This is a genomic window from Cupriavidus sp. 2KB_3 (assembly GCF_052115685.1).
GTDB lineage: Bacteria > Pseudomonadota > Gammaproteobacteria > Burkholderiales > Burkholderiaceae > Cupriavidus > Cupriavidus campinensis.
In genome coordinates this window covers 123,919-144,663 of sequence record NZ_JBFRHD010000018.1, presented here as the reverse complement: position 1 = coordinate 144,663, position 20,745 = coordinate 123,919, and the positions used below count along the sequence as shown (strand labels likewise).

Here is a 20,745-nt window from a genome sequence, read left to right as displayed (position 1 = left end):
TGCCGATCGATTCATCCGTGGCGCCTGTTTACCCACTGACCGGTGGCTGGCATGCTGCCCTGACAACGACAACGCAGGTGGCGGAAGACGTGGCAACAGACCACGGGGGGCGGCTACAGCGACTCCCTTCCCGCCAATCATGCGGCGACCGGCCTGGAAGACCAAGGAGACAGCATGACCCCCCACCACGCCCCCCACGGGAAACCGCCCGTGCATCCGGTCGATGAAGTCCTGCCCCCGCTGCGCCTGGCCGCGCTCGGGCTGCAACACGTGCTCGTGATGTACGCGGGCGCCATTGCCGTGCCGCTGATCATCGGCGGCGCGCTGAAGCTGCCCAAGGACCAGATTGCCTTCCTGATCGCCGCCGACCTGTTCTGCTGCGGGCTGGTGACGATGATCCAGAGCGTCGGCATCTGGAAGATCGGCATCCGCCTGCCGGTGATGATGGGCGTCACCTTCACCGCCATCGCGCCGATCATCGCCACCGGATCGAACCCCGCGCTCGGCCTGCCCGCCGTGTTCGGCGCGGTGATGGTGGCCGGCGTGTTCACCTACGTGGCGGCGCCCTACGTGAGCCGGCTGATCCGCTGGTTCCCGCCCGTGGTCACCGGCACCGTGGTGCTCATCATCGGCATCTCGCTGATGCGGGTGGGCATCAACTGGGCGGCGGGCGGCAACCCGACGATTGCCAGTCCGACCGGCCCGGTGCCGAACCCGGCCTATGGCCTGCCCGCCAACCTGGGCATCGCGGCGGCGGTGCTGCTGACCGTGCTGGTCATGATCGCCTTCTTCAAGGGCTTCCTGTGCAATATCGCGGTGCTGATCGGCATCACGGTGGGCTTTGTCATCGCGCTGTCGATGGGCAAGGTCAGCTTCGCGGGCGTACACACGGCGCACTGGGTGGAGCTGATCACGCCGTTCCATTTCGGCTGGCCGACCTTCGACGCCATGACCTCGGTCACGCTGTGCGTGGTGATGGCGGTGATCATGATCGAGGGCGTGGGGCAGTTCCTGGCGCTCGGGGAGATCGTGGAGCGGCCCGTCACGCCGGATGACCTGGCGCGCGGGCTGCGCGCCGATGGCGTGGGCGCGCTGGTGGGGGCGGTGTTCAACACCTTCACCTACACCTCCTACGCCCAGAACGTGGGGCTGGTGCAGGTGACCGGCGTGCGCAGCCGATGGGTGTGCGCCACGGCGGGCGGCATGCTGATCGTGCTGGGCTGCCTGCCCAAGCTGGCGTTCTTCGCGGCGTCCATCCCGCAGTACGTGCTGGGCGGGGCGGCGCTGGTGATGTTCGGCATGGTGGCGGCCACCGGCGTGCGCATCCTCGGCCATGTGGATTTCGTCGAGAACAAGAAGAACGCCTATATCGTGGCGGTCAGCATCGCCATGGGGATGATTCCGCTGGTGGCGGACAGGTTCTTCGTGCAGCTGCCGGAACTCGTCGCCAAGTTCTGCCAGAACGGCATCCTGCTCGGCACGCTCTGCGCGGTGCTGCTGAACCTGCTGTTCAACGCCCGGGCGGAGGCCGGGGCGCCGGAGATGCTGGCGAAGAAAATCGCCTGACACCGGAGCCTGCCCGGACTTACTCGCCCAGTTCCTTCCTGTGCTTCATCAGCAGGTCGCGGAAGGACTGGGCGGGCGGCGAAAGCGAGCGGTCGGCGTGGACCAGCAGCGAGATATCGCGGTGGATCGCCGGGTCGCGCGGCGCCACCGTGACCAGGCCCAGCGCCGAGGTCAGGCGGGTCACCGCCGTGCTCATCACGGCAATGCCCAGCCCCGCATCGACCATGCCGACCATCGTCAGCGGCAGGAAGACCTCGTGCACGCGTGACAGCGTGATGCCGCGCGCCGCCAGTGCCGCATCGAGGCAATCGCGGATCGGGTTGCCCCGGTGCGGGCCGATCACGGGCAGCTTCGCCACGTCCTCCCAGGTCAGTTCCCGGCGCCGCGCCAGCGGGTGATGCGGCGGCATCACGATCACGAAGGCATCCGACGAGAGCCGGTGCGCGGTCAGGTCCGGCTGGCCTTCCGGAATCGTGCCGATGCCGAAATCCACCTCGCCCGAGCTGACCATGCGCGGCACCTCGTGCTCGGACACATCGTGCAGCTCCACCTTAACGCCCGGGTGCCCGACGCAGAACTCGCGGATGAAGCGCGGCAGCATCAGCGCCGCCTGGATCGACGACGCCGCGATCGACACCCGCCCCCGGCCCAGCGAGCGCAGTTCGTTGGAGTTCTCCAGCACGCTGTCGATGTCGGCCACGGCCTTCTTGACCATCGGCAGCAGCTCGGCACCGGCCTGCGTGATCTGCATGAGCCGCGTGTGGCGGTCGAACAGCTTGAGGCCGAGGTTGCCTTCCAGCTCGTGGATCAGCGCGCTGACTGACGACTGCGACAGGTTCAGCTTCTCCGCCGCGCGCGTGAAATGCAGTTCCTCGGCAACGGCGATAAAGGCGCGCAGTTGCCGCAGCGAAACGTTCATGTTGCTGAGGTTGGCCATGTCTCCCCCGTGCTTTCTGTTGAAGCGTGGTGTGGTGGTCGATTCAGAGCGTAACACGATCAATAAATCCGGTTATGGGTATTTACCGATGATCGTGCGCCAACCATCATGGTTTCACCGACACGCCGCCCCCACAGGAGCCACGATGAGAGCGTTTGAATATCTCGAACCTGCCACGCTTGCCGAAGCGTCCGCGCTGCTCCACCGCTGCGGCGGTCGCGCCAGCGTATTGGCGGGGGGCACCGACCTGCTCGTGCAGATCAAGGAGTCGCACCGCCAGCCAGCGCAGGTCATCAACATCAAGAAGATTCCGGGCATGAACGTGCTGACGTTCGATGCCGTCGAGGGCCTGCGCATCGGCGCACTGGTCACCACGCGGGAGGTGGAAACCTCCGACATGGCCCGGCGCCACTACGCCGGCCTGGCCAAGGCCGTGACCGACTTCGCCTCGATCCAGGTGCGCAACCGCGCCACGGTGGTGGGCAATGTCTGCCGCGCGTCGCCATCGGCCGATACGCTGGCGCCGCTGATCGCCGACCGCGCGCAGGTGCACCTCTACGGCCTGTCTGGCTCGCGCTCGATGCCGGTGGAGGCCTTTGTCACCGGCGCCGGCAAGACCGCGCTGGCTGCCGACGAACTGGTCTCCCGCCTGAGCGTGCCGGCGCCCCGGCCCCACACCGGCAAGGCCTACCTCAAGCATGGCCGGCGCGTGCAGATGGAGCTGGCCACGGTGGGCGTGGCGGTGTCGATCACGGTGGAACGCGGGCAGTGCCTCGACGTCGGCATCTTGCTGGCGGCAGTCGGCCCTACCCCGATCCGCGCCGTGCATGCCGAAGCCATGCTGCGCGACCGCCCCATTTCAGCCGGGCTGGTCCTCCAGGCCGCCCACGCGGCGATGGCGGATGCCCGCCCGATCAGCGACGTGCGGGCCAGCGCCGACTACCGCCGCGAGATGGTGGGCGTGCTCACGCGCCGCGCCCTCGAACTGGCCCTGCAGGAAACGGAGACCCACTGATGCGCCAACTCATCGCACTCACCATCAACGGCGAGCCCCGCGAACTCGCGGTGGAGCCACACAGCACGCTGCTCGACGCGCTGCGCCATGACGCCGGCCTCACCGGCACCAAGAAGGGCTGCGACGTGGGCGAATGCGGCTCCTGCACGGTCCTCATGGACGGCAAACCGACCAACGCCTGCCTGGTGCTGGCGCCCGAGGCGCACGGCTGCACGCTGGTCACGATCGAAGGCATCCAGCCCGACCCGGACACCGTGCACCCGGTGCAGGACCAGTTCATGCGCTGCGGCGCGGCCCAGTGCGGCTTCTGCACGCCGGGCTTCGTGGTCATGGCCAAGGCGCTGCTGGACGAGAACCCCCAGCCCACGCGCGACGAGATCCGCTTCGCCATCGCCGGCAACATCTGCCGCTGCACCGGCTACACCAAGATCATCGAGGCCATCGAGCAGACGGCCGAAACCCTGCGCCACGCACCGGAGGCCACACGATGACCCACGCCGTGATCGGACACAGCGTCAAGCGCACAGACCTGCTCGACAAGGTCACCGGCAACGCGAAGTACGTCGCCGACATGCCGCTCGCCGGCCTGCTCCACGCGAAAATGAAGCGCAGCAATGTGGCCCATGCGCGCATCCGCCGCATCGACACCTCGGCCGCACTGGCGCTGCCCGGCGTGAAGGCCGTGCTCACCCATGAAAACGTGCCGCGCGTGCTACATGCCGGCTCGCCGCACCCGCGCTCGGCCTCGGTCACCTGCGACCAGTACATCCTCGACGACAAGGTGCGCTACTGGGGCGAAGGCGTGGCCGCCGTGGCCGCCATCAGCGAGGAAATCGCCGCGCGCGCCGTGGAGCTGATCGAGGTCGAATACGAGCCGCTGCCCGCCGTGTTCACCGTGGACGCCGCCGCCGCGCCCGGGGCCCCGCTGATCCACGACCGCGAACCCGGCGGCAACCTCGTGCTGCCGCCGGTGCGGATCGAGCGGGGCGATGTGGAGCGCGGCTTCGCCGAGGCCGACTTCATCCTCGAAGGCGTCTACGAGGGCGGGCGCCCCACGCCGGCCTACATGGAACCGAACGTGCTGACCTGCAAGTGGGACGGCAACGGCAACCTGACCGTGTGGATCTCCACGCAGACCGCCTTCATGGTGCGCGGGATCATGGCCGAGGTGCTGGGCCTGCCGCTGCACAAGGTGCGCGTGCTGGTAGACCACATGGGCGGTGGCTTCGGCGCCAAGCAGGACCTGTTCCAGAGCGAGTTCCTGTGCGCGCTGCTGGCCCGCGAGACGCGCCGCCCGGTGCGCATGGAATACACGCGCGAGGAGACCTTCCTTGGTGGCCGCACGCGCCACCCTGCCCGGATCTGGCTGCGCCAGGGCTTCCGCAACGACGGCACGATCACCGCACGCGAGGCCAGGGTGGTGTTCAACTCGGGCGCCTATGGCTCCCACGGCCCCGGCGTGACCAACGTGGGCACCGCCGCCATGGTCTCGCTCTACCGCTGCGAGAACGTGCGGCTGGAGGGGCGTTGCGTCTACACCAACAGCCCCATCGCCGGCGCCTTCCGGGGCTACGGCGTGGTGCAAACCTACTACGCGCTGGACATTCAGATGGACGAGGCCGCCGCCCATCTCGGCATCGACCCCGCCGAGCTGAAGCTGCGCAACGCCGTGCGCGAGGGCGACATCGCGCCCTCCAACCATCCGCTGATCGGCCACGGCCTGGAAGCCTGCCTGCGCAAGGGTATGGAGGCCACCGGCTGGGCGCAGCGGCGCGCGCAGACGCGCCAGCAGCAGGGCGTGATCCGGCGCGGCTGGGGCGTGGGGTGCGAGATGCACGGCAGCAGCGCCTACCCCGGTATCAAGGAGCAGGGCAACGCCATCGTCAAGATGAACGAGGACGGCACCGTGGTGCTGCTGACCGGCGCCGCCGGGCTGGGCACCGGCGCGCACACCGCGCTGGCGCAGATCGTGGCCGAGGAGCTGTGCATCCCGTTCGACTGCGTGAGCGTGGTCCATGGCGATACGGACGTGGTGCCGTGGGATATCGGCGCCTTTGCCAGCCACACCACCTATATGGTCGGCCGCGCGGCGCAGATGGCCGCCGGCGAGATCAAGACGCAGCTGCTGGCCCGCGCCGCCGCGCAGATGGAAGCCACGCCGGAGCAGCTGGTCATCGCCGACGGCGTGATTGCCGTGCGGGGCCGCCCCGGCCCCGCGCTGACCGTGCGCGAGGCCGTGATGCCCCGCAAGGGCCTGCCTGCCGCGCAGTTCGTCGGCACGGCCACCTATCACCCCACCAAGTCGTACTCGTTCGCCGCGCATTTCGTCGAGGTGGAGGTCGATACCGAGACCGGCTTTATCACCGTGGCGCAGGTGGTGCCGGTGCACGACATCGGCAAGGTCATCCACCCGGTGGCGGCGGCGGGCCAGATCGAGGGCGGCATCCAGCAGGGCATCGGCCATACGCTGTACGAGGACTACCAGATCGACATGCAGACCGGGCGCTCGCTCAATGCCAATTTCGTGGACTACAAGATGCCGCTGGCGATGGACATGCCGCCGATCCACACGATCCTGCTCGAAGCCGCGCCGGACCCCGGCGGGCCGTTCGGCGCCAAGGGGGTGGGCGAGGACCCGATCGTCGCCATTGGCCCGGCCATCGCCAACGCGGTGTATGACGCCATCGGGGTACGCTTCCGCCACTATCCGATCCGGCCCGAGCAGGTGCTGCAAGCGCTTGCCGCCAGGTCCGCCTTGCCCAGCGAGGCCCGGCCATGAACGCCCCGCGCAGGCTGGTCGTTGCCATCACCGGGGCCAGCGGCGCGGCCTACGGCGTGCGGCTGCTCCAGGCGCTCGGCACGGCGGAGGGCTGGGAGACGCATCTGGTCTGCTCGCCCTCCGGGCTGCTGACGATCCATCACGAACTCGGCATGCAGCGGCCCGAGGTGGAGCGGCTGGCGGATGTGGTGCACAACGTGCGCGATATCGGCGCCACCGTGGCGAGCGGCTCGTTCCGCTGCGACGGCATGGTGGTGGCGCCCTGCTCGATGCGCACGCTGGCCGCCATCGCCACCGGTGTAGCGGACAACCTCGTCACCCGCGCGGCAGACGTGATGCTCAAGGAGCGCCGCCGGCTGGTGCTGCTGGCGCGCGAGACGCCGCTGCACCTCGTCCACCTGCGCAACATGACCACGGTGACCGAGATGGGCGCCATCGTCATGCCGCCCGTGCCGGCGTTCTACGCCCATCCGCAGAGCGTGGACGACATTGTCGGCCACACCGTGGGCCGCGTGCTGGACCTGTTCGGCGTGGAGCACGCCGGGCTGGTCTCGCGCTGGCGCGGCATGCGCGCCACGCTGGCCGCCGTGCATTCGGACTTTCCCACCCAGGAGACACCATGACCCTCCCCCAAGCCACCCGGCAAGCCACCCCCGAGACGCTGCCGCCCGTGCCCGTGACCATCCTCACTGGCTTTCTCGGCGCCGGCAAGACCACGCTGCTCAACCACATCCTCACGCAGAAGCACGGCCACCGCATCGCGGTCATCGAGAACGAGTTTGGCGAGGTGGATGTCGATTCGGATCTGGTGATGACCTCGGACGAGGAGATCTACCAGATGACCAACGGCTGCATCTGCTGCGTGGTGGATGTGCGGACCGACCTCGTGCGCATTCTCCAGAAGCTGCTGGCCCAGCCGGAGCGCTTCGACCATATCCTCGTGGAAACCAGCGGGCTGGCCGACCCCACGCCGGTGGCGGCCACCTTCTTCATGGACAACGACGTGGCGAAGCAGGTGACGCTCGACGGCATCCTGACGCTGGTAGATGCCTTGCACATCGAGTCGCACCTGGACGACCCGCAGCTCTCCGGCTTCGACAACCAGGCGGTCGACCAGATCGTGGCGGCGGACCGCATCATCCTGAACAAGTCCGACCTGGTGAGCGCCGAACGGCTCGATGCGCTGGCGGCCCGGCTCCATCACCTGAACGAGGGCGCGCAGATCCTGCGCTCCAACCACGCCCAGGTGGATCTGTCCCGCATCCTCGGCATCGGCGGCTTCACGCCCGGCGTGGCCACGCTGCCCGCGGACGACCTGCATGCGGGACACGGGCACGAGCACGAGCACGATCACGAACATGTTTGCGACGAGACCTGCGAGCACGGCCACGCTGACGACGACGCCCACGCTCATCGCCACGATCCGTCGGTGACGTCGGTTTCCCTGCTGTTCGACACCCCCTTCGACCGCCAGCGCCTGGAGCACGCGCTCAAGGCCCTGCTGGCCGCACAGGGCGACGACGTCTTCCGCATGAAGGGCATCGTGGCCGTGCAGGACGACGACCGCCGCCACGTGTTGCAGGCGGTGCACCGGCTGATGGACTTCCATCCCGCCGACCCGTGGGACGCGCGCCCGCGCGAGAGCAAGTTCGTCTTTATCGGCCGCAACCTTGACCGCGCACGGCTCCAGACGCTGCTGCGCGTGTGCCAGCCCGCCCAGCTGGCGGCCTGATTGGTGGCCTGATTGGTGGCCTGATTGGCGGCCTGATTGGTAGTTTGATACCGCTCTGGGACCCGTCTGCCGGACAGTCGGGTGTTTGCCGGTGCAGTGCGGCGTGACGCCGCCTGCACCGTTTTTTTTGCGAAGGATTGTTCCTGCCCCGCACAAGAGTTGTACGCGGGCTACCGTTCAAGTCCTGCTCCGACTTTTCCATACTGCTGCCAAGACCTGGCGGCGTCTGCGCCGCCAACCGGACTCAATGGACAATCAGGAGCTTGTATGTCAAACGATGCACTTCCCCAGGCGCCATCGCGCCGCCGCTTTATCGGCTATTCCGTGGGTGCGGCAGCGGCAGCCGTCGCCAGCGGGTCCTTAAGCGAATTCGCCTTTGCCGGCGAGAGCCCGTCAGGCGCCGGGATCGCCAGCCCGTCCGGCAATCCAGCCGGCGGCACGGCCATCCGCCCGCTGCGCGTGCATGTGTCGGAGTCCCGTCTCGTCGATCTGCGCCGGCGCATCCGGGCGACGCAGTGGCCCGAGCGCGAGACGGTCACCGACGCCACGCAGGGCGTGCAACTTTCTACGGTGCGCAAGCTCGCGCAATACTGGGAGGCGCACTACGATTGGCGCAAGATCGAGTCCCGGCTCAACGCGACGCCGCAGTTCGTCACCGAGATCGACGGTCTCGACATTCATTTCATCCACGTGCGCTCGAAGCACAGCCACGCGCTGCCGATCATCATCACGCATGGATGGCCCGGCTCGATCATCGAGCAGCTGAAGGTCATCGGCCCGCTCACGGACCCCACCGCGTATGGTGGTTCGGCGGCCGACGCCTTTGACGTGGTGATTCCGTCGCTGCCGGGTCACGGCTTCTCGGGCAAGCCGACCACCACCGGCTGGGATCCCGCGCGCATCGCACGCGCGTGGGTCACCCTGATGCAGCGGCTCGGCTATACGCGCTTTGCGGCACAGGGTGGCGACTGGGGCAATGCGGTCACCGAGCAGATGGCGCTGATCGCGCCTCCGGAACTGATCGGCATTCACACCAACATGCCGGCCACCATTCCGCAAGACATCGCCAACGCGCTCAAGGCGGGCGGGGCCGCGCCGGGTGGACTGGGACCCGACGAGCAGCATGCGTACGCGCAGCTCGACACGTTCTACAAGCATGGGCTTGGCTATGCGCTGGAGATGGCGAATCGCCCGCAGACGCTATATGCGCTCGCGGACTCGCCGGTCGGCCTCGCGGCGTGGATGCTCGACCACGACGCGGCCAGCCAGGCACTGATCGCACGCGTGTTCGACGGACAGCCGGAAGGCCTGACGCGCGATGACGTGCTCGACAACGTCACGCTGTACTGGCTGACCAACACTGCGGTGTCTTCAGCGCGGCTGTATTGGGAGAACAAGCTCGACTTTTTCGCGCCGAAGCACGTCGCCATTCCGGTTGCCGTAAGTGTGTTCCCCGACGAGATCTACGCCGCGCCACGAAGCTGGGCGGAGCGGGCCTACCCGAAACTGATTCACTTCAACCGCCTGCCCAAGGGCGGCCACTTCGCGGCGTGGGAACAACCCCAGGCGTTCACGGAGGAAGTCCGCACGAGCTTCAGGTCGCTGCGCTAGCGCAGGCGCGTAAGCGATGAGGCTCAGGGCGCGGACTTGTTCCACCATGTATCAATTCAAGTTCACCTGGATGGCTTCATCGGGCCAGTCCGCGCTTCTATAGTCTTCTTCATTACCGAAAGCACGATCCGCGTCGGAAGGCGCATCTCCACCCGGTCGCCACCGCGCGACCGTCTAACGATCAAAGGCAAGAAATGGAACTGGTCTATGTTGGCGACCCGATGTGCTCGTGGTGCTATGGATTCGGCAAGGAATTGACCGAGGTTCGTAAGCGCTTCCCCGATCTGCCGTTGCGCATTGTCGTGGGTGGCATCCGCGCTGGCGCCACCGACATCCTCGACGAGGCCGGCAAGCGCTTCCGGCTCCATCACTGGAGCCGGGTGGAAAGCGCGAGCGGTCTGCCGTTCAATCGCGAAGGGCTGATGGCGCGCGAGAACTTCGTCTACGATACCGAGCCCATCTGCCGTGCCGTCGTCACGGCTCGCCTGCTATTCCCCCAATCCGACCTCCTGGCGGTATTCCGCGCCTTGCAGGCAGCGTTCTACGTCGATGCGCTCGACACCACGGACGGCAAGGTACTGGCGGACGTCGCGGCGCAGGCGCTGAATCGCCAGGGTCACGACGTTTCCGCGCAGACGTTCCTGGACCAGTGGCTCAGCGACGCAGCCATCGCAACCACCGTGGAAGACTTCCGCACCGCGCGCGGCTGGGGCATTTCCAGCTTCCCGGCGCTGGTCCTCGATCACGGCGGCCGTCTTTACCACGTCTCGGGCGGCTACGCACACGCCAGCGATGTAGCCCAGCAGTTAAAGCATGTGATGGAAGCTGCCAGCGCGGCCGCCTGAGGCCGCCGCCGTGCGGCATCGTGCGGCGATGCCCCGCATCCCCTCAGCGCCGCAACGTGGCCGAAGGTAGTTCGCCGAACTCGCGCTGGTACTCGCGCGAGAACAGGCTCAGGTGCGTGAAGCCGTGCCGCAGGGCGATGGCGGAAACCGCGCCGCGCCCCGGCGTGGCGCGCTGGAGGTCCGCGCGCGCCGCCTGAAGGCGCAGCACGCGCAGGTACTCCATCGGCGTGGTGTTCTTGGCCTTGCGGAAGCCCAGTTGCAGGGTGCGTTCGCAGACGCCGCAATGGGCGGCCAGCGCGCCGAGCGTGACCGGCTTGTCGAGGTGGGCACGCAGATAGCGGATGGCGCAACGCACGTAGGCCGGCAGCGCGGCCCGGAAGCCGCGCGGCAGCAGGCTGCCGTCGTGGCCGAACTGGTCCACCAGCAGCGTGCCGAGCACCAGCCGCTCGATGGCGGCGTCGGTGATCGCCTCCGTGCCCAAGGCGGCGCCTTGCGCGCGGGCATCGAATTCCGTACGCAGCCACGCCATCATCGCCTGCCAGCGCGCCGTATCCGCCGCGTGGAAATCGAAGACCAGCGGCGCCGGCGCGTCGAAGCTGAAGCATTCCAGAAACGCCGCCTCCAGCGCCTGCCGGCGGATGACCACGCTGAAGCGCTCGCAGTCGGCGTCGGGCTGTAGCCGCACCGGCAGCGACGGCGAAAACACGCGCACCGCGCCCACCGGCATCTCGGCGGCGCGGCCTCCCGCCACCAGCCGGCAGCGGCCCGCCGTCACGGTCTGGATCACGAATTCGTCCTTGCCAACGCGCGGCTCGATCTCCATCGCCCGGCCATAGCGCGTGGTGGCCAGCGTCAGGTGACCGATCTGGCACGTGCGCAGCTGCACGTCCGGCGTGGCGTCTTCGGTAGCGTCCCCCGTAGCGTCCCCGATAGCGAGCCGTGTGGGCCCGAACACCCGCGCGGAGAGCGACTGCACGTGGTCCAGCGCCCGTGCGCGGCCGGCGTGGGCCGTGTTGCCTGTCTGCGATGCGGCGCGCTGCGTCATGGCACGTCTCCGGTGAGGTGCGGCCATCGTAGGAGCCGCGACCCATGCGGGCAAGTCAGGGAAACCCGCTGTGCTGTGCCTTTTCGTTTCCATGCTGGCGGCTTCGCATCGATGCTACGGCCGCCGCGCCGCGCTCGCTACTGTCAGTGCAGGCGGCCACGCGGCCCCCGGCGGCAGCACGGCCCGACCAAGATCGGCCGGCCCGCCCTTCCAACATGGCAGGAGACGCCCCCATGCAACCCCCAGTCCACCCCGTCGACCAGATGCTGCCCGCCCGGGCGATGGTCTCGCTCGGCTTCCAGCACATGCTGGTCAGCTACCTCGGCGCCATTGCGGTGCCCATGATCGTGGCCGGCGCGCTCAAGATGACGCCGGCCCAGACCACGCTGCTGATCAGCACGGCGCTGTTTACCTCGGGCATCGCCACGCTGCTGCAAACCGTGGGATTCTGGAAGTTCGGCGTGCGCCTGCCGCTGATGCAGGGCGTGGCGTTCGGCTCCGTGGGGCCGGTCATCGCCATCGGCAGCGACCCCGCACTGGGCTTCAACGGCGTCTGCGGCGCGGTGATCGGCGCTGGCGTCATCACGCTGTTCCTGGCGCCGGTGATCGGCCGGCTCAAGCGCTTTTTTCCGCCCGTGGTAAGCGGCTGCATCATCACCGCCGTGGGGCTGTCGCTGTTTCCGGTGGCCTATCAGTGGGCCGGCGGCGGGCACGGCGCCAAGGATTTTGGCTCGCCGATGTTCTTCGTGGTGGCGTTCGGCACCGTGGCGCTGATCCTGTTCGTGAACAGCCACGGCGGCAAGCTCGTGCGCAGCCTGGCGGTGCTGATCGGCCTGCTGATTGGCGGCGTGGCGGCGTGGCTGCTCGGCATGGGCAATTTCGACGAAGTGGCGCGTGCGCCCTGGTTCACGCTGGTCACGCCGTTCGCGTTCGGGCTGCCGACCTTCAATGCCGGCGCCATCGCCACCATGGTGATCGTGATGGTGGTGCAGATGGTCGAGTCAATGGGGCTGTTCGTGGCCATCGGCGACATCGTCAAGCGGCCCGTCACCGAGCGCGAGGCCACCAACGGCCTGCGCGCCAACGGGCTGGCCAGCGCCATCGGCGGCATGTTCGCCGCGTTCCCGTTCATCGCTTTCATGGAGAACGTGGGCCTGGTCATCGTCACCGGGGTGCGCAGCCGCTGGGTGGTGGCCACCTGCGGCGTGATGCTCTGCGCGGTGGCGCTGGTGCCGAAGATCGGCGCGCTGTTCTCGTCGATCCCCTCGGCAGCGCTCGGCGGCGCCACGCTGGTGATGTTCGGCGTGGTGGTCGCGGCGGGCATCCGCACGCTCGGCCAGGTGGACTACGAGCGCAAGCCGGCCAACCTCAGCGTGGTGGCCATCACGCTGGGCTGCGCGCTGATGCCGGTGATCATGCCGTCCCTGCTTGCCAGGCTGCCCGCCGCACTCCAGCCGTTCGTCCACAGCAGCGTGATTATCGCCTGCGTGGTGTCGGTCTTCCTCAACCTGCTGCTCAACGGCATTCCCGCGCGCGACGAGGAGCCGGAGCTGGCCGTCACGCCCGAACACATCGCGGAGATGTAAGCCATGACCACTCCCCTCTCCCCTTCCCTTCGCCACGCCCCGCAAGGCAACCTGCTGGTGCGCGGCGCGGCGGCCGTGATGACCGGCCGGGCCGGCGCCGCGGCCCGCGCGGGCGCCGTCGATATCCGCATCCGTGACGGGCGCATCGCCGAACTGGCCGCCGGGCTCGTGCCGGGCGCCGACGAGACGGTCATCGACGCCACCGGCTGCGTGGTCTATCCCGGCTGGGTCAACACGCACCATCACCTGTTCCAGAACCTGCTCAAGGCGGTGCCGGCCGGCATGAATGCCGATCTGCAGGACTGGCTGGCCAGCGTGCCCTACCCCCGGCTGGCGCGCTTCACGCCCGAATTGTTCCGCACGGCGGTGCGGCTGGGCATCGCCGAACTGCTGCTGTCTGGCACCACCACCTGCGCCGACCATCACTACCTCTACCACCACGGCCATGGCGCGGAGACCGGCGACGCGCTGTTCGAGGAAGCCGAAGCCCTCGGCATGCGGCTGGTGCTGTGCCGGGGCGGCGCGATCCAGTCCGCCGGCGACCATCCCGGCATGCGCGCCACGGCGCTGGTGCCGGAGACCCTAGACGAGATGCTCGGCGATATCGAACGTCTGAAGGCCCGCTACCACGATGCCGCGCCTGACGGCCTGCGCCGCGTGGCGGTGGCGCCGACCACGCCCACGTTCTCGCTGCCGCCCGTGCTGCTGCGCGAGGTGGCCGGCTTCGCCCGTGGCATGGGGCTGCGGCTGCACACGCATCTGTCGGAGACCGACAACTACGTGCGCTTCTGCGCGGAGAAGTACCGCTGCACGCCGGTGCAGTTCGTGGCCGACCACGACTGGCTCGGCCCGGACGTCTGGTTCGCCCACCTCGTCACCGTCACGCCGGACGAGATCCGCATGCTCGGCAGTACCGGCACCGGCCTGGCGCACTGCCCCGTCAGCAACGCGCGGCTCGGCAGCGGCATCGCGCCGGTGCGGGCGATGGCCGATGCCGGCGTGCCGGTGTCGATCGGCGTGGATGGCGTGGCATCGAACGAGTCTGGCAGCATGGTGCACGAGGCCAATTTCGCGTGGCTGGTGCACCGGGCGCTGGGCGGCGCGGCGCAGACCCGTGTGGAAGAGGTCATCCACTGGGGCACCGCCGGGGGCGCGCAGGTGCTGGGCCTGCCCGGCGTGGGCACGCTGGCGCCGGGGCAGTCCGCCGACCTGGCGATCTACGACGTGGGCGGCCTGCGCTTTGCCGGCTTCCACGACATCGCCACCGCCCCGGTGGCGGCGGGCGAACCCACCCCGGTGCGCGACGTGTTCGTGCGCGGCCGGCACGTGGTGCGCCAGGGCGAGGTCGTGGGGCTCGACGTGGACAAGCTGCGCCGCGAGGCGCGCGCGGCGCTGGAAGTGCTGATGGCGTAACCGCCCTGGCCGAAGGCTTCCAGGGGGGGGGCGGCGCTCAGGGCTTCCTGTCCGCCGCCGAGGCTTCACGGAATGCCTTCTCGCCGGCGGTGGAGATCTCCACCCATTTCTTGTCGGGCGGCGCGCCGGCCACGTAGCTGTCGTGCCAGTTCCACCACTTGTAGGTGGGCGTCTGCGGGTAGCCCTCGGGCGAGTCCTCCCAGAGCTCCTGCCGCCCCAGCGGGGTGATGTCGAGGTAGTTCCAGGTGTTGCCCATCTGCTCGTCGCCGCGATTGTTGAGGAAGTAGGTGCGGAAGATGCGGTCGCCGTCGCGGAAGAAGACGTTGGTGCCGTGCCATTCGTCCACGCCGAAGTCGGCATCGAAGCGGTCCGTGATGGTGAACCACGGAATGTCCTCCCAGCCCATGCGCGCCTTCAGCCCCGCGATCTCCGCCTGCGGCCCCCGCGAGACGAACACCAGCGTGGTGTCCCGGGCGTTCAGGTGGGACAGATGGGCGATCTGGTCGGCCACCAGCGAGCAGCCCCGGCAGGCGTGCCCGGGCCAGCCATGCACGCCGGGTTCGTAGAAGGCGCGGTACACGATGAGCTGGCGCCGGCCGTCGAAGAGTGCCGCCAGGCTGACCTGGCCGGCGGGCCCCTCGAATGTGTACGTCTTGTCCACCGCCATCCACGGCATGCGGCGGCGCTCGGCGGCCAGCGCATCGCGCGCGCGGGTCTGGGCCTTCTCCTTCACCAGCAGCTGCTGGCGTGCCGCCTCCCAGGCATCCGGCGATACCACCGGCGGGGTCTTCATGTCCTTGCTTGATGTCGTCATGGTTCGCAATCTCCTGTGCGTCCTGTGCGTCCTGTGCGGGGCGATCCCAGCCTAGTTTGGCACTCGGCACCGGGATTGGGGAGTAACAAGGCTGACGGGATTCCGTAGGGCCGCTGTCCGTTCGTACGCCCGGCTGTGTCGGCGTCGTCACAATCCATCACCCGTCCGGCAGCATCGGGTACGCCTCCGGGATGATCGCGCCGCCATCCGGTATAGCGCCGGACCGCCCGACAGCCGCCTCCATCCGCCGCCAGCCCTTGCCAGCACTGGCCGCGCGGCGATCGATACCCACGTCTGATGGATTCCCCCCCGCCGGCCTTCCAGAATGAACCGGACCGTCACGGCTCGCTGTCATGGGGACAGCGGGGCCGCGGCACGGACCGCCTTCAGGAGGCACAAGCACATGGACGTCCAGACCATCCGGGCGCGCGCGTTCGCCGCGCCGTTTTGCAGCCCGGCCTATCCGATGGGACCGTACCGCTTTCTCCAGCGGGAATTCTTCGTCATCTCCTACCGCACCGATCCCGCGCGGCTGCGCGCCGTGGTGCCGGAGCCGCTTGAGATGGCCGAGCCGGTGGTCCACTACGAGTTCATCCGCATGCCGGACTCCACCGGCTTTGGCGACTACACCGAGTCCGGCCAGGTGATTCCGGTGGTGTACCAGGGCCGGCGCGGCAACTACACCCATGCGATGTTCCTCGACGATCACCCGCCGCTGGCAGCCGGGCGCGAGCTATGGGGCTTTCCGAAGAAGCTGGCCACGCCGCGCCTGGAGGTGGAGACCGACACGCTGCTGGGCACGCTCGACTACGGCCCCGTGCGCGTGGCCACCGGCACCATGGGCTACAAGCACACGGCGCTGGACCCGCAGGAGGTGCGCGACGCCCTGGCGAACACGCCCAACTACCTGCTCAAGATCATCCCCCATGTGGACGGCACCGCCCGTATCTGCGAGCTGGTCTGCTACTTCCTCAAGGACGTGGATGTGAAAGGCGCCTGGAGCGGCCCGGCGGCGCTGTCGCTGTTCCCCCATGCGCTGGCCCCGGTGGCCGACCTGCCCGTGCTCGAAGTGCTGGGCGCGAAGCACTACGTGGCCGACCTGACCATCGGGCTGGGCGAGGTGGTCTACGACTACCTCCAGCGCTAGCCCCAATCCCTCCCCCCCTTTCCCTTTTTCCCCTTCCTTCTTTTGCGGAGAAACAAACATGAAGCTCCAAGGTAAATCGGCCATCGTGACCGGCGCGGCAAGCGGCATCGGCAAGGCCATCGCAGAACGGTTGGCCCGCGAGGGCGCGGCCGTGGCCGTGGCCGACCTCAACGCGGACGCCGCGCGCAAGGTGGCCGCCGGGATCGAGGCCGCTGGCGGCCTGGCCATGAGCGTGGCCATGGACGTGACCAACGAGGACGCCGTCGAGTCCGCCACGGCGGCGGTGGCGGACCGCTTCGGCGGTGTGGACATCCTGATCTCCAACGCCGGCATCCAGATCGTCGCCCCGATCCACGAATACAGCTTCGCGGACTGGAAGCGCATGCAGGCCATCCACCTCGACGGCGCCTTCCTGACCACGCGCGCGGCGCTCAAGCACATGTACCGCGACAACCAGGGCGGCACCGTGATCTACATGGGCTCGGTCCACTCGCACGAGGCCTCGCCGTTGAAGTGCGCCTACGTGGCGGCCAAGCACGGGCTGCTGGGCCTGGCGCGCGTGGTGGCCAAGGAAGGCGGCGAGCACAACGTGCGCTCGCACGTGATCTGCCCCGGCTTCGTGCGCACGCCGCTGGTGGACAAGCAGATTCCGGAGCAGGCGCGCGAGCTGGGCATCAGCGAGGAAGAAGTGGTGCGCCGCGTGATGCTGGGCGGCACCGTGGATGGCGTCTTCACCACCGTGGAAGACGTGGCCGAGACGGCGCTGTTCCTGTGCGCCTACCCTTCCGCCGCGCTGACAGGACAGTCGTTCGTGGTCAGCCACGGCTGGTACATGCAGTAAGCGCGGCGCCAACACGTCAATTGAAGCGAGGAGGAGACATGTTTCTCGACAAGCAGCACCTGCAGGGCAGCTCCGGCGCCGCGCGGGCAAGCATCGAAGTGGATCGCGGCTATGCCGTGCGGGCGCTGGTGCTGCAAGGGGGTGGCGCGCTGGGCGCCTATCAGGCGGGCGTCTATGAGGGGCTGGCCGAGGCCGGCATCGAGCCGAACTGGGTGGCGGGCATTTCCATCGGCGCGCTGAATGCCGCCATCATCGCCGGCAACGCGCCCGAGCACCGGGTAGCGCGGCTGCGCGATTTCTGGGCCCATATCTGCCGCCAGCCCTGGCTGCCCAGCCTGATCCCGTACGAGACGATTGCCGACAGCGCCCAGCACTGGCCAGACCCGTTGCGCATCTGGTTCGATGGCATCGAGGCCGCGCGCGCACTGGTCGAGGGCCAGCGCGGTTTCTTCTCGCCGCGCCTGTGGCGCGCGCCGGGCGTCCACAGCGCGAGCTACTACGACACCTCGCCGCTGAAGGCGACGCTGGAGCGCTTTGCCGACTTCGACCGCATCAACCGCCATGCCGAGATGCGGGTCTCCGTGGGCGCCGTGAACGTGCGCACGGGCAACTTCGTCTACTTCGACAACACCACGACCACGCTGCGCGCCGAGCACTTCATGGCGTCCGGTGCGCTGCCGCCCGGCTTTCCTGCCGTGGAGATCGATGGCGAGTTCTACTGGGACGGCGGCCTGGTCTCCAACACCCCGCTCTCGGCCATCCTGCAGGCCAAGCCCCGCCGCAATGCGCTGATCTTCCAGGTGGACCTGTGGAGCGCCCAGGGCGCGCTACCGGAGGACCTGATGGCGGTGGCCACGCGCCAGAAGGACGTGCAGTACTCCAGCCGCACACGCTTCATCACCAACTACATGAGCGAGCAGCAGAACTACCGGCGCCTGCTCAGCGACGTGCTGGCGCTGGTGCCCCCGGCGCGCCGCCAGAGCGAAGCCTACCTGCGCGCAGCGGAAAGCGCCTGCGACGCGCGCCGCAACGTGATCCAGCTGATCTACCGGGACAAATCGTTCGAAGGCAGCGCCAAGGACTTCCAGTTCGGGCCGCTGACGTTGGGGGAACACTGGACCAGCGGGCTGGACGATATCCGCGGCACGCTAAGCCACCCGGAGTGGCTGGCCATGCCCACGCACGAGACGCCGTTCGTGACGCACGACATCCATCGGCGCCAGGCCGAGGGCGCTCGGTAACTCAGTCACTCAGTAGCCCATCGCCGCCGGCCGGGCCGCGCCATCCCCCGGGCGCGACCCGGCCGAGCTGATCTCGCGCGGCGGGCACAGGCCCAGTTCCAGCGCCATCTTCACGAGATCGGCAAAAGTCCGCGCCGCCATCTTGCGCATGGCCCGGGCGCGATGGATCTTGATGGTGACCTCGCTGATCCCCATCTTTCCGGCAATCTGCTTGTTCATCAGGCCCGAGGCGGCCAGCGTCATCACTTCGCGCTCGCGCTCGCTGAGCGTGGTGTAGCGCGCGCGCAGGTCGTCGCCACATTGCAGCGCCTGGCGCTTGCTGCGATCCATGGCGATCGCCGCCGACACCGCGTCGAGGAAATCCTGGTCGCGGAAGGGCTTGGTCAGGAAGTCCACCGCGCCAGCCTTCATCGCCCGCACCGACATCTCGATATCGCCATGGCCGGTGATGAAGACCACCGGCAGGCACACGCCGCGCTGGTTCATCTCGCGCTGCACCTCCAGCCCGTTGGCCACCCGCAGGCGCACGTCCAGCACCACGCAGCTGGGCGAGTCGTCGATGGGCGCCGCCAGGAACGCCTCCGCAGTAAGGAAGGAGCGCGAGCGCATGCCGACCGAGCGCAGCAGGTTCACGAGGGCATCGTTCATGCCGGGATCGTCATCGACGATGTAGATCAGCGGTTCGGGGGCGGCGCGTCCGTGAGGGGACTTCGGTGGCAGGGGGTTCACGATGGGCTCCGGGGCTTGCAGGCAACAATTCTCAGTTACCGGAAGTCTAGGCAGACCGGCGATGCCCAACAAGACGCATGCCGGGGAGGCCGCGTTTCCAAGTCCGCACCAATCGCCCGGATAAACAGGACGAAAAACCCCGAAGGACGAAAAAAACCGACGGCCCCGGAGGAGGAAGCCGTCGGCTAAACGGGATGGAGGAGACGGGACGGAAAGAAGAGGAGCGGGAGGCTTAGTACGTGATGTTCGGGTCCCCGGCGGCCAGCGCCTGCTCGCGCACCGGGGCGGGCGGGTAGATCCACTGCGTGTTGATCACCATCTTGCGTTCCTTGCCTTCGGCGTGGGTCAGCTTGACCTGGCGGTCCCAGCCTTCGGTGTAGACCGCGCCCCAGCTGCCCAGGTCCAGGCAGGTGGCGTAGAACGGCTGGCTGTAGTCGAGGGTCGGCAGGCCCAGCAGGTCGGCGGCCACGTTATGGCCGGCAAAGCGCCCCATGAACAGCGCATGCTGGCAGGACATCAGCGAGTAGTGGTCCTGGTCGTCGGTGAGCGCGCGCGCCACGTCGCCGGCGCCGAAGATGCCCTTGGCGCCAATCACGCGGAGGTCAGGCGTCACCTCCATGCGGCCCTGGCGGTCCAGGTTCGGCGACACCTGCCTGGTCAGCGTGCTGGCCACCATGCCGCCGGTCCAGATGATGGTGTCGGTGTCGATGCGCTCGCCGGTGGCCGTGACCACGCCGGTGGCGTCCATCGACACCACGCCGGCGCCCAGGCGGGTTTCGATGCGGAGCTGGTCGAGGGCTTCCAGAATCTGCGGACGCGGGCCCGGGCCGAGGTCGGGGCCGATGGCCTCGTTACGCTCCACCACCACGATGCGCGGCTGGTAGTCCTTGCCGAAGATGGCGCGCAGGCGGCCCGGCAGCTCGGTCGCCACTTCGAGGCCGGTGAAGCCGCCGCCGACCACCACAAAGGTATCGCGGGCGGCCGTGCGCGGGCGCGCGGCCAGGCCATGCAGGTGCTCGCGCAGCTTCACGGCCTCGTCGATCTGGTCCACCGCGAAGGCATGCTCGGTCAGGCCCGGCAGGGGCGGACGGAACAGGCGGCTGCCGCTGGTCAGCACCAGGCGGTCATAGCCCACCGATCGCGTGTCGCCGGAAGTGGTGATCACATCGACGCTGTGGTCGCCCGGATGAATCCGGTCGACGGTGCCTTCGATGAACTTCACATTGACCGCGTTCAGCAGCGGCAGCAGCGGCACGGCCATCTGCTCGGGATGGGCTTCATGCAGGCGGGGTCGCACGTGCAGCTCGGCCTTGGGCGACACGAGGGTGATCTCGACCACGGTGTCCGCGCCGCGCTCCATGTCGACGACGCGCGCCGCGCCGAGTGCGGACCAGACGCCGGCGAAGCCGCCGCCCACAATCAGAATCCTTTGTTTCATGGTCGT

The 20,745-nt window shown here is 68.4% G+C and carries 18 protein-coding genes; 13 read left to right on the top strand and 5 right to left on the bottom strand.

Annotated elements, in window-relative coordinates; all coding sequences use genetic code 11:
* The first annotated feature begins 174 nt into the window (after positions 1–174).
* The gene (locus tag AB4120_RS19855) at positions 175–1,566 is read left to right on the top strand and encodes a nucleobase:cation symporter-2 family protein (protein ID WP_149138498.1); all 1,392 of its coding nucleotides are present in this window, start codon (positions 175–177) and stop codon (positions 1,564–1,566) included.
* A gap of 19 nt (positions 1,567–1,585) precedes the next feature.
* Here AB4120_RS19855 and AB4120_RS19850 read toward each other — a convergent pair whose 3' ends face one another.
* Positions 1,586–2,503, bottom strand: coding sequence for a LysR family transcriptional regulator (locus AB4120_RS19850; protein ID WP_149138499.1), 918 nt, complete (start codon positions 2,501–2,503; stop codon positions 1,586–1,588).
* Positions 2,504–2,648: 145 nt separating this feature from the next.
* On the opposite strand from AB4120_RS19850, the gene AB4120_RS19845 reads away from it, so the two are divergent.
* From AB4120_RS19845 to AB4120_RS19815, 7 genes are all read left to right on the top strand, one after another.
* Positions 2,649–3,518, top strand: a complete 870-nt coding sequence (locus AB4120_RS19845; protein WP_149138500.1) for an FAD binding domain-containing protein — start codon at positions 2,649–2,651, stop codon at positions 3,516–3,518.
* Positions 3,518–4,009, top strand: a complete 492-nt coding sequence (locus AB4120_RS19840) for a (2Fe-2S)-binding protein (protein WP_149138501.1) — start codon at positions 3,518–3,520, stop codon at positions 4,007–4,009. Before AB4120_RS19845 ends, AB4120_RS19840 begins: the two co-directional genes overlap by 1 nt.
* Positions 4,006–6,297, top strand: a complete 2,292-nt coding sequence (locus AB4120_RS19835; protein WP_441642728.1) for a xanthine dehydrogenase family protein molybdopterin-binding subunit — start codon at positions 4,006–4,008, stop codon at positions 6,295–6,297. The genes AB4120_RS19840 and AB4120_RS19835 overlap by 4 nt, the downstream gene beginning before the upstream one ends.
* Positions 6,294–6,920 (top strand): UbiX family flavin prenyltransferase, encoded by a 627-nt coding sequence (locus AB4120_RS19830; protein WP_149138503.1) that lies wholly within the window; start codon positions 6,294–6,296, stop codon positions 6,918–6,920. Before AB4120_RS19835 ends, AB4120_RS19830 begins: the two co-directional genes overlap by 4 nt.
* Positions 6,917–8,029: a CobW family GTP-binding protein gene (locus tag AB4120_RS19825; protein WP_441642727.1), complete on the top strand. Its 1,113-nt coding sequence runs from the start codon at positions 6,917–6,919 to the stop codon at positions 8,027–8,029. Before AB4120_RS19830 ends, AB4120_RS19825 begins: the two co-directional genes overlap by 4 nt.
* 267 nt (positions 8,030–8,296) lie before the next feature.
* A complete protein-coding gene (locus AB4120_RS19820; RefSeq protein WP_149138504.1) occupies positions 8,297–9,640 on the top strand; it encodes an epoxide hydrolase family protein in 1,344 nt (447 codons plus the stop codon).
* 194 nt (positions 9,641–9,834) lie between these two features.
* Entirely contained in the window at positions 9,835–10,485 is a 651-nt protein-coding gene (locus AB4120_RS19815; protein WP_149138505.1) for a DsbA family protein, read from the top strand.
* A gap of 43 nt (positions 10,486–10,528) precedes the next feature.
* Here AB4120_RS19815 and AB4120_RS19810 read toward each other — a convergent pair whose 3' ends face one another.
* Entirely contained in the window at positions 10,529–11,530 is a 1,002-nt protein-coding gene (locus AB4120_RS19810; protein ID WP_149138506.1) for an AraC family transcriptional regulator, read from the bottom strand.
* Between the two features lie 233 nt (positions 11,531–11,763).
* Between AB4120_RS19810 and AB4120_RS19805 the strand changes: the two genes are divergently transcribed.
* Together AB4120_RS19805 and AB4120_RS19800 are read left to right on the top strand one after the other, a co-directional pair.
* Positions 11,764–13,116 (top strand): nucleobase:cation symporter-2 family protein, encoded by a 1,353-nt coding sequence (locus AB4120_RS19805; RefSeq protein WP_149138507.1) that lies wholly within the window; start codon positions 11,764–11,766, stop codon positions 13,114–13,116.
* A gap of 3 nt (positions 13,117–13,119) precedes the next feature.
* Entirely contained in the window at positions 13,120–14,529 is a 1,410-nt protein-coding gene (locus tag AB4120_RS19800; protein ID WP_149138508.1) for an amidohydrolase family protein, read from the top strand.
* Positions 14,530–14,566: 37 nt separating this feature from the next.
* Here AB4120_RS19800 and AB4120_RS19795 read toward each other — a convergent pair whose 3' ends face one another.
* Positions 14,567–15,343 carry a DUF899 domain-containing protein gene (locus AB4120_RS19795; RefSeq protein WP_149138509.1) on the bottom strand — a complete coding sequence of 259 codons (777 nt, stop codon included), beginning with the start codon at positions 15,341–15,343 and terminating at the stop codon, positions 14,567–14,569.
* Positions 15,344–15,746: 403 nt separating this feature from the next.
* Between AB4120_RS19795 and AB4120_RS19790 the strand changes: the two genes are divergently transcribed.
* Genes AB4120_RS19790 through AB4120_RS19780 form a run of 3 tightly spaced genes read left to right on the top strand, consistent with a single transcriptional unit; the run spans position 15,747 to position 18,572 of the window.
* The gene (locus tag AB4120_RS19790; protein ID WP_441642726.1) at positions 15,747–16,490 is read left to right on the top strand and encodes an acetoacetate decarboxylase; all 744 of its coding nucleotides are present in this window, start codon (positions 15,747–15,749) and stop codon (positions 16,488–16,490) included.
* 58 nt (positions 16,491–16,548) lie between these two features.
* Complete coding sequence (locus AB4120_RS19785; RefSeq protein WP_144200966.1) at positions 16,549–17,331, top strand: 3-hydroxybutyrate dehydrogenase; 783 nt, start codon at positions 16,549–16,551, stop codon at positions 17,329–17,331.
* A gap of 38 nt (positions 17,332–17,369) precedes the next feature.
* Positions 17,370–18,572, top strand: a complete 1,203-nt coding sequence (locus tag AB4120_RS19780; RefSeq protein ID WP_149138511.1) for a DUF3734 domain-containing protein — start codon at positions 17,370–17,372, stop codon at positions 18,570–18,572.
* A gap of 9 nt (positions 18,573–18,581) precedes the next feature.
* Here AB4120_RS19780 and AB4120_RS19775 read toward each other — a convergent pair whose 3' ends face one another.
* The gene (locus AB4120_RS19775; protein WP_316248511.1) at positions 18,582–19,301 is read right to left on the bottom strand and encodes a response regulator transcription factor; all 720 of its coding nucleotides are present in this window, start codon (positions 19,299–19,301) and stop codon (positions 18,582–18,584) included.
* Positions 19,302–19,533: 232 nt separating this feature from the next.
* A complete protein-coding gene (locus tag AB4120_RS19770; protein WP_149138512.1) occupies positions 19,534–20,739 on the bottom strand; it encodes an NAD(P)/FAD-dependent oxidoreductase in 1,206 nt (401 codons plus the stop codon).
* Positions 20,740–20,745 lie beyond the last annotated feature (6 nt).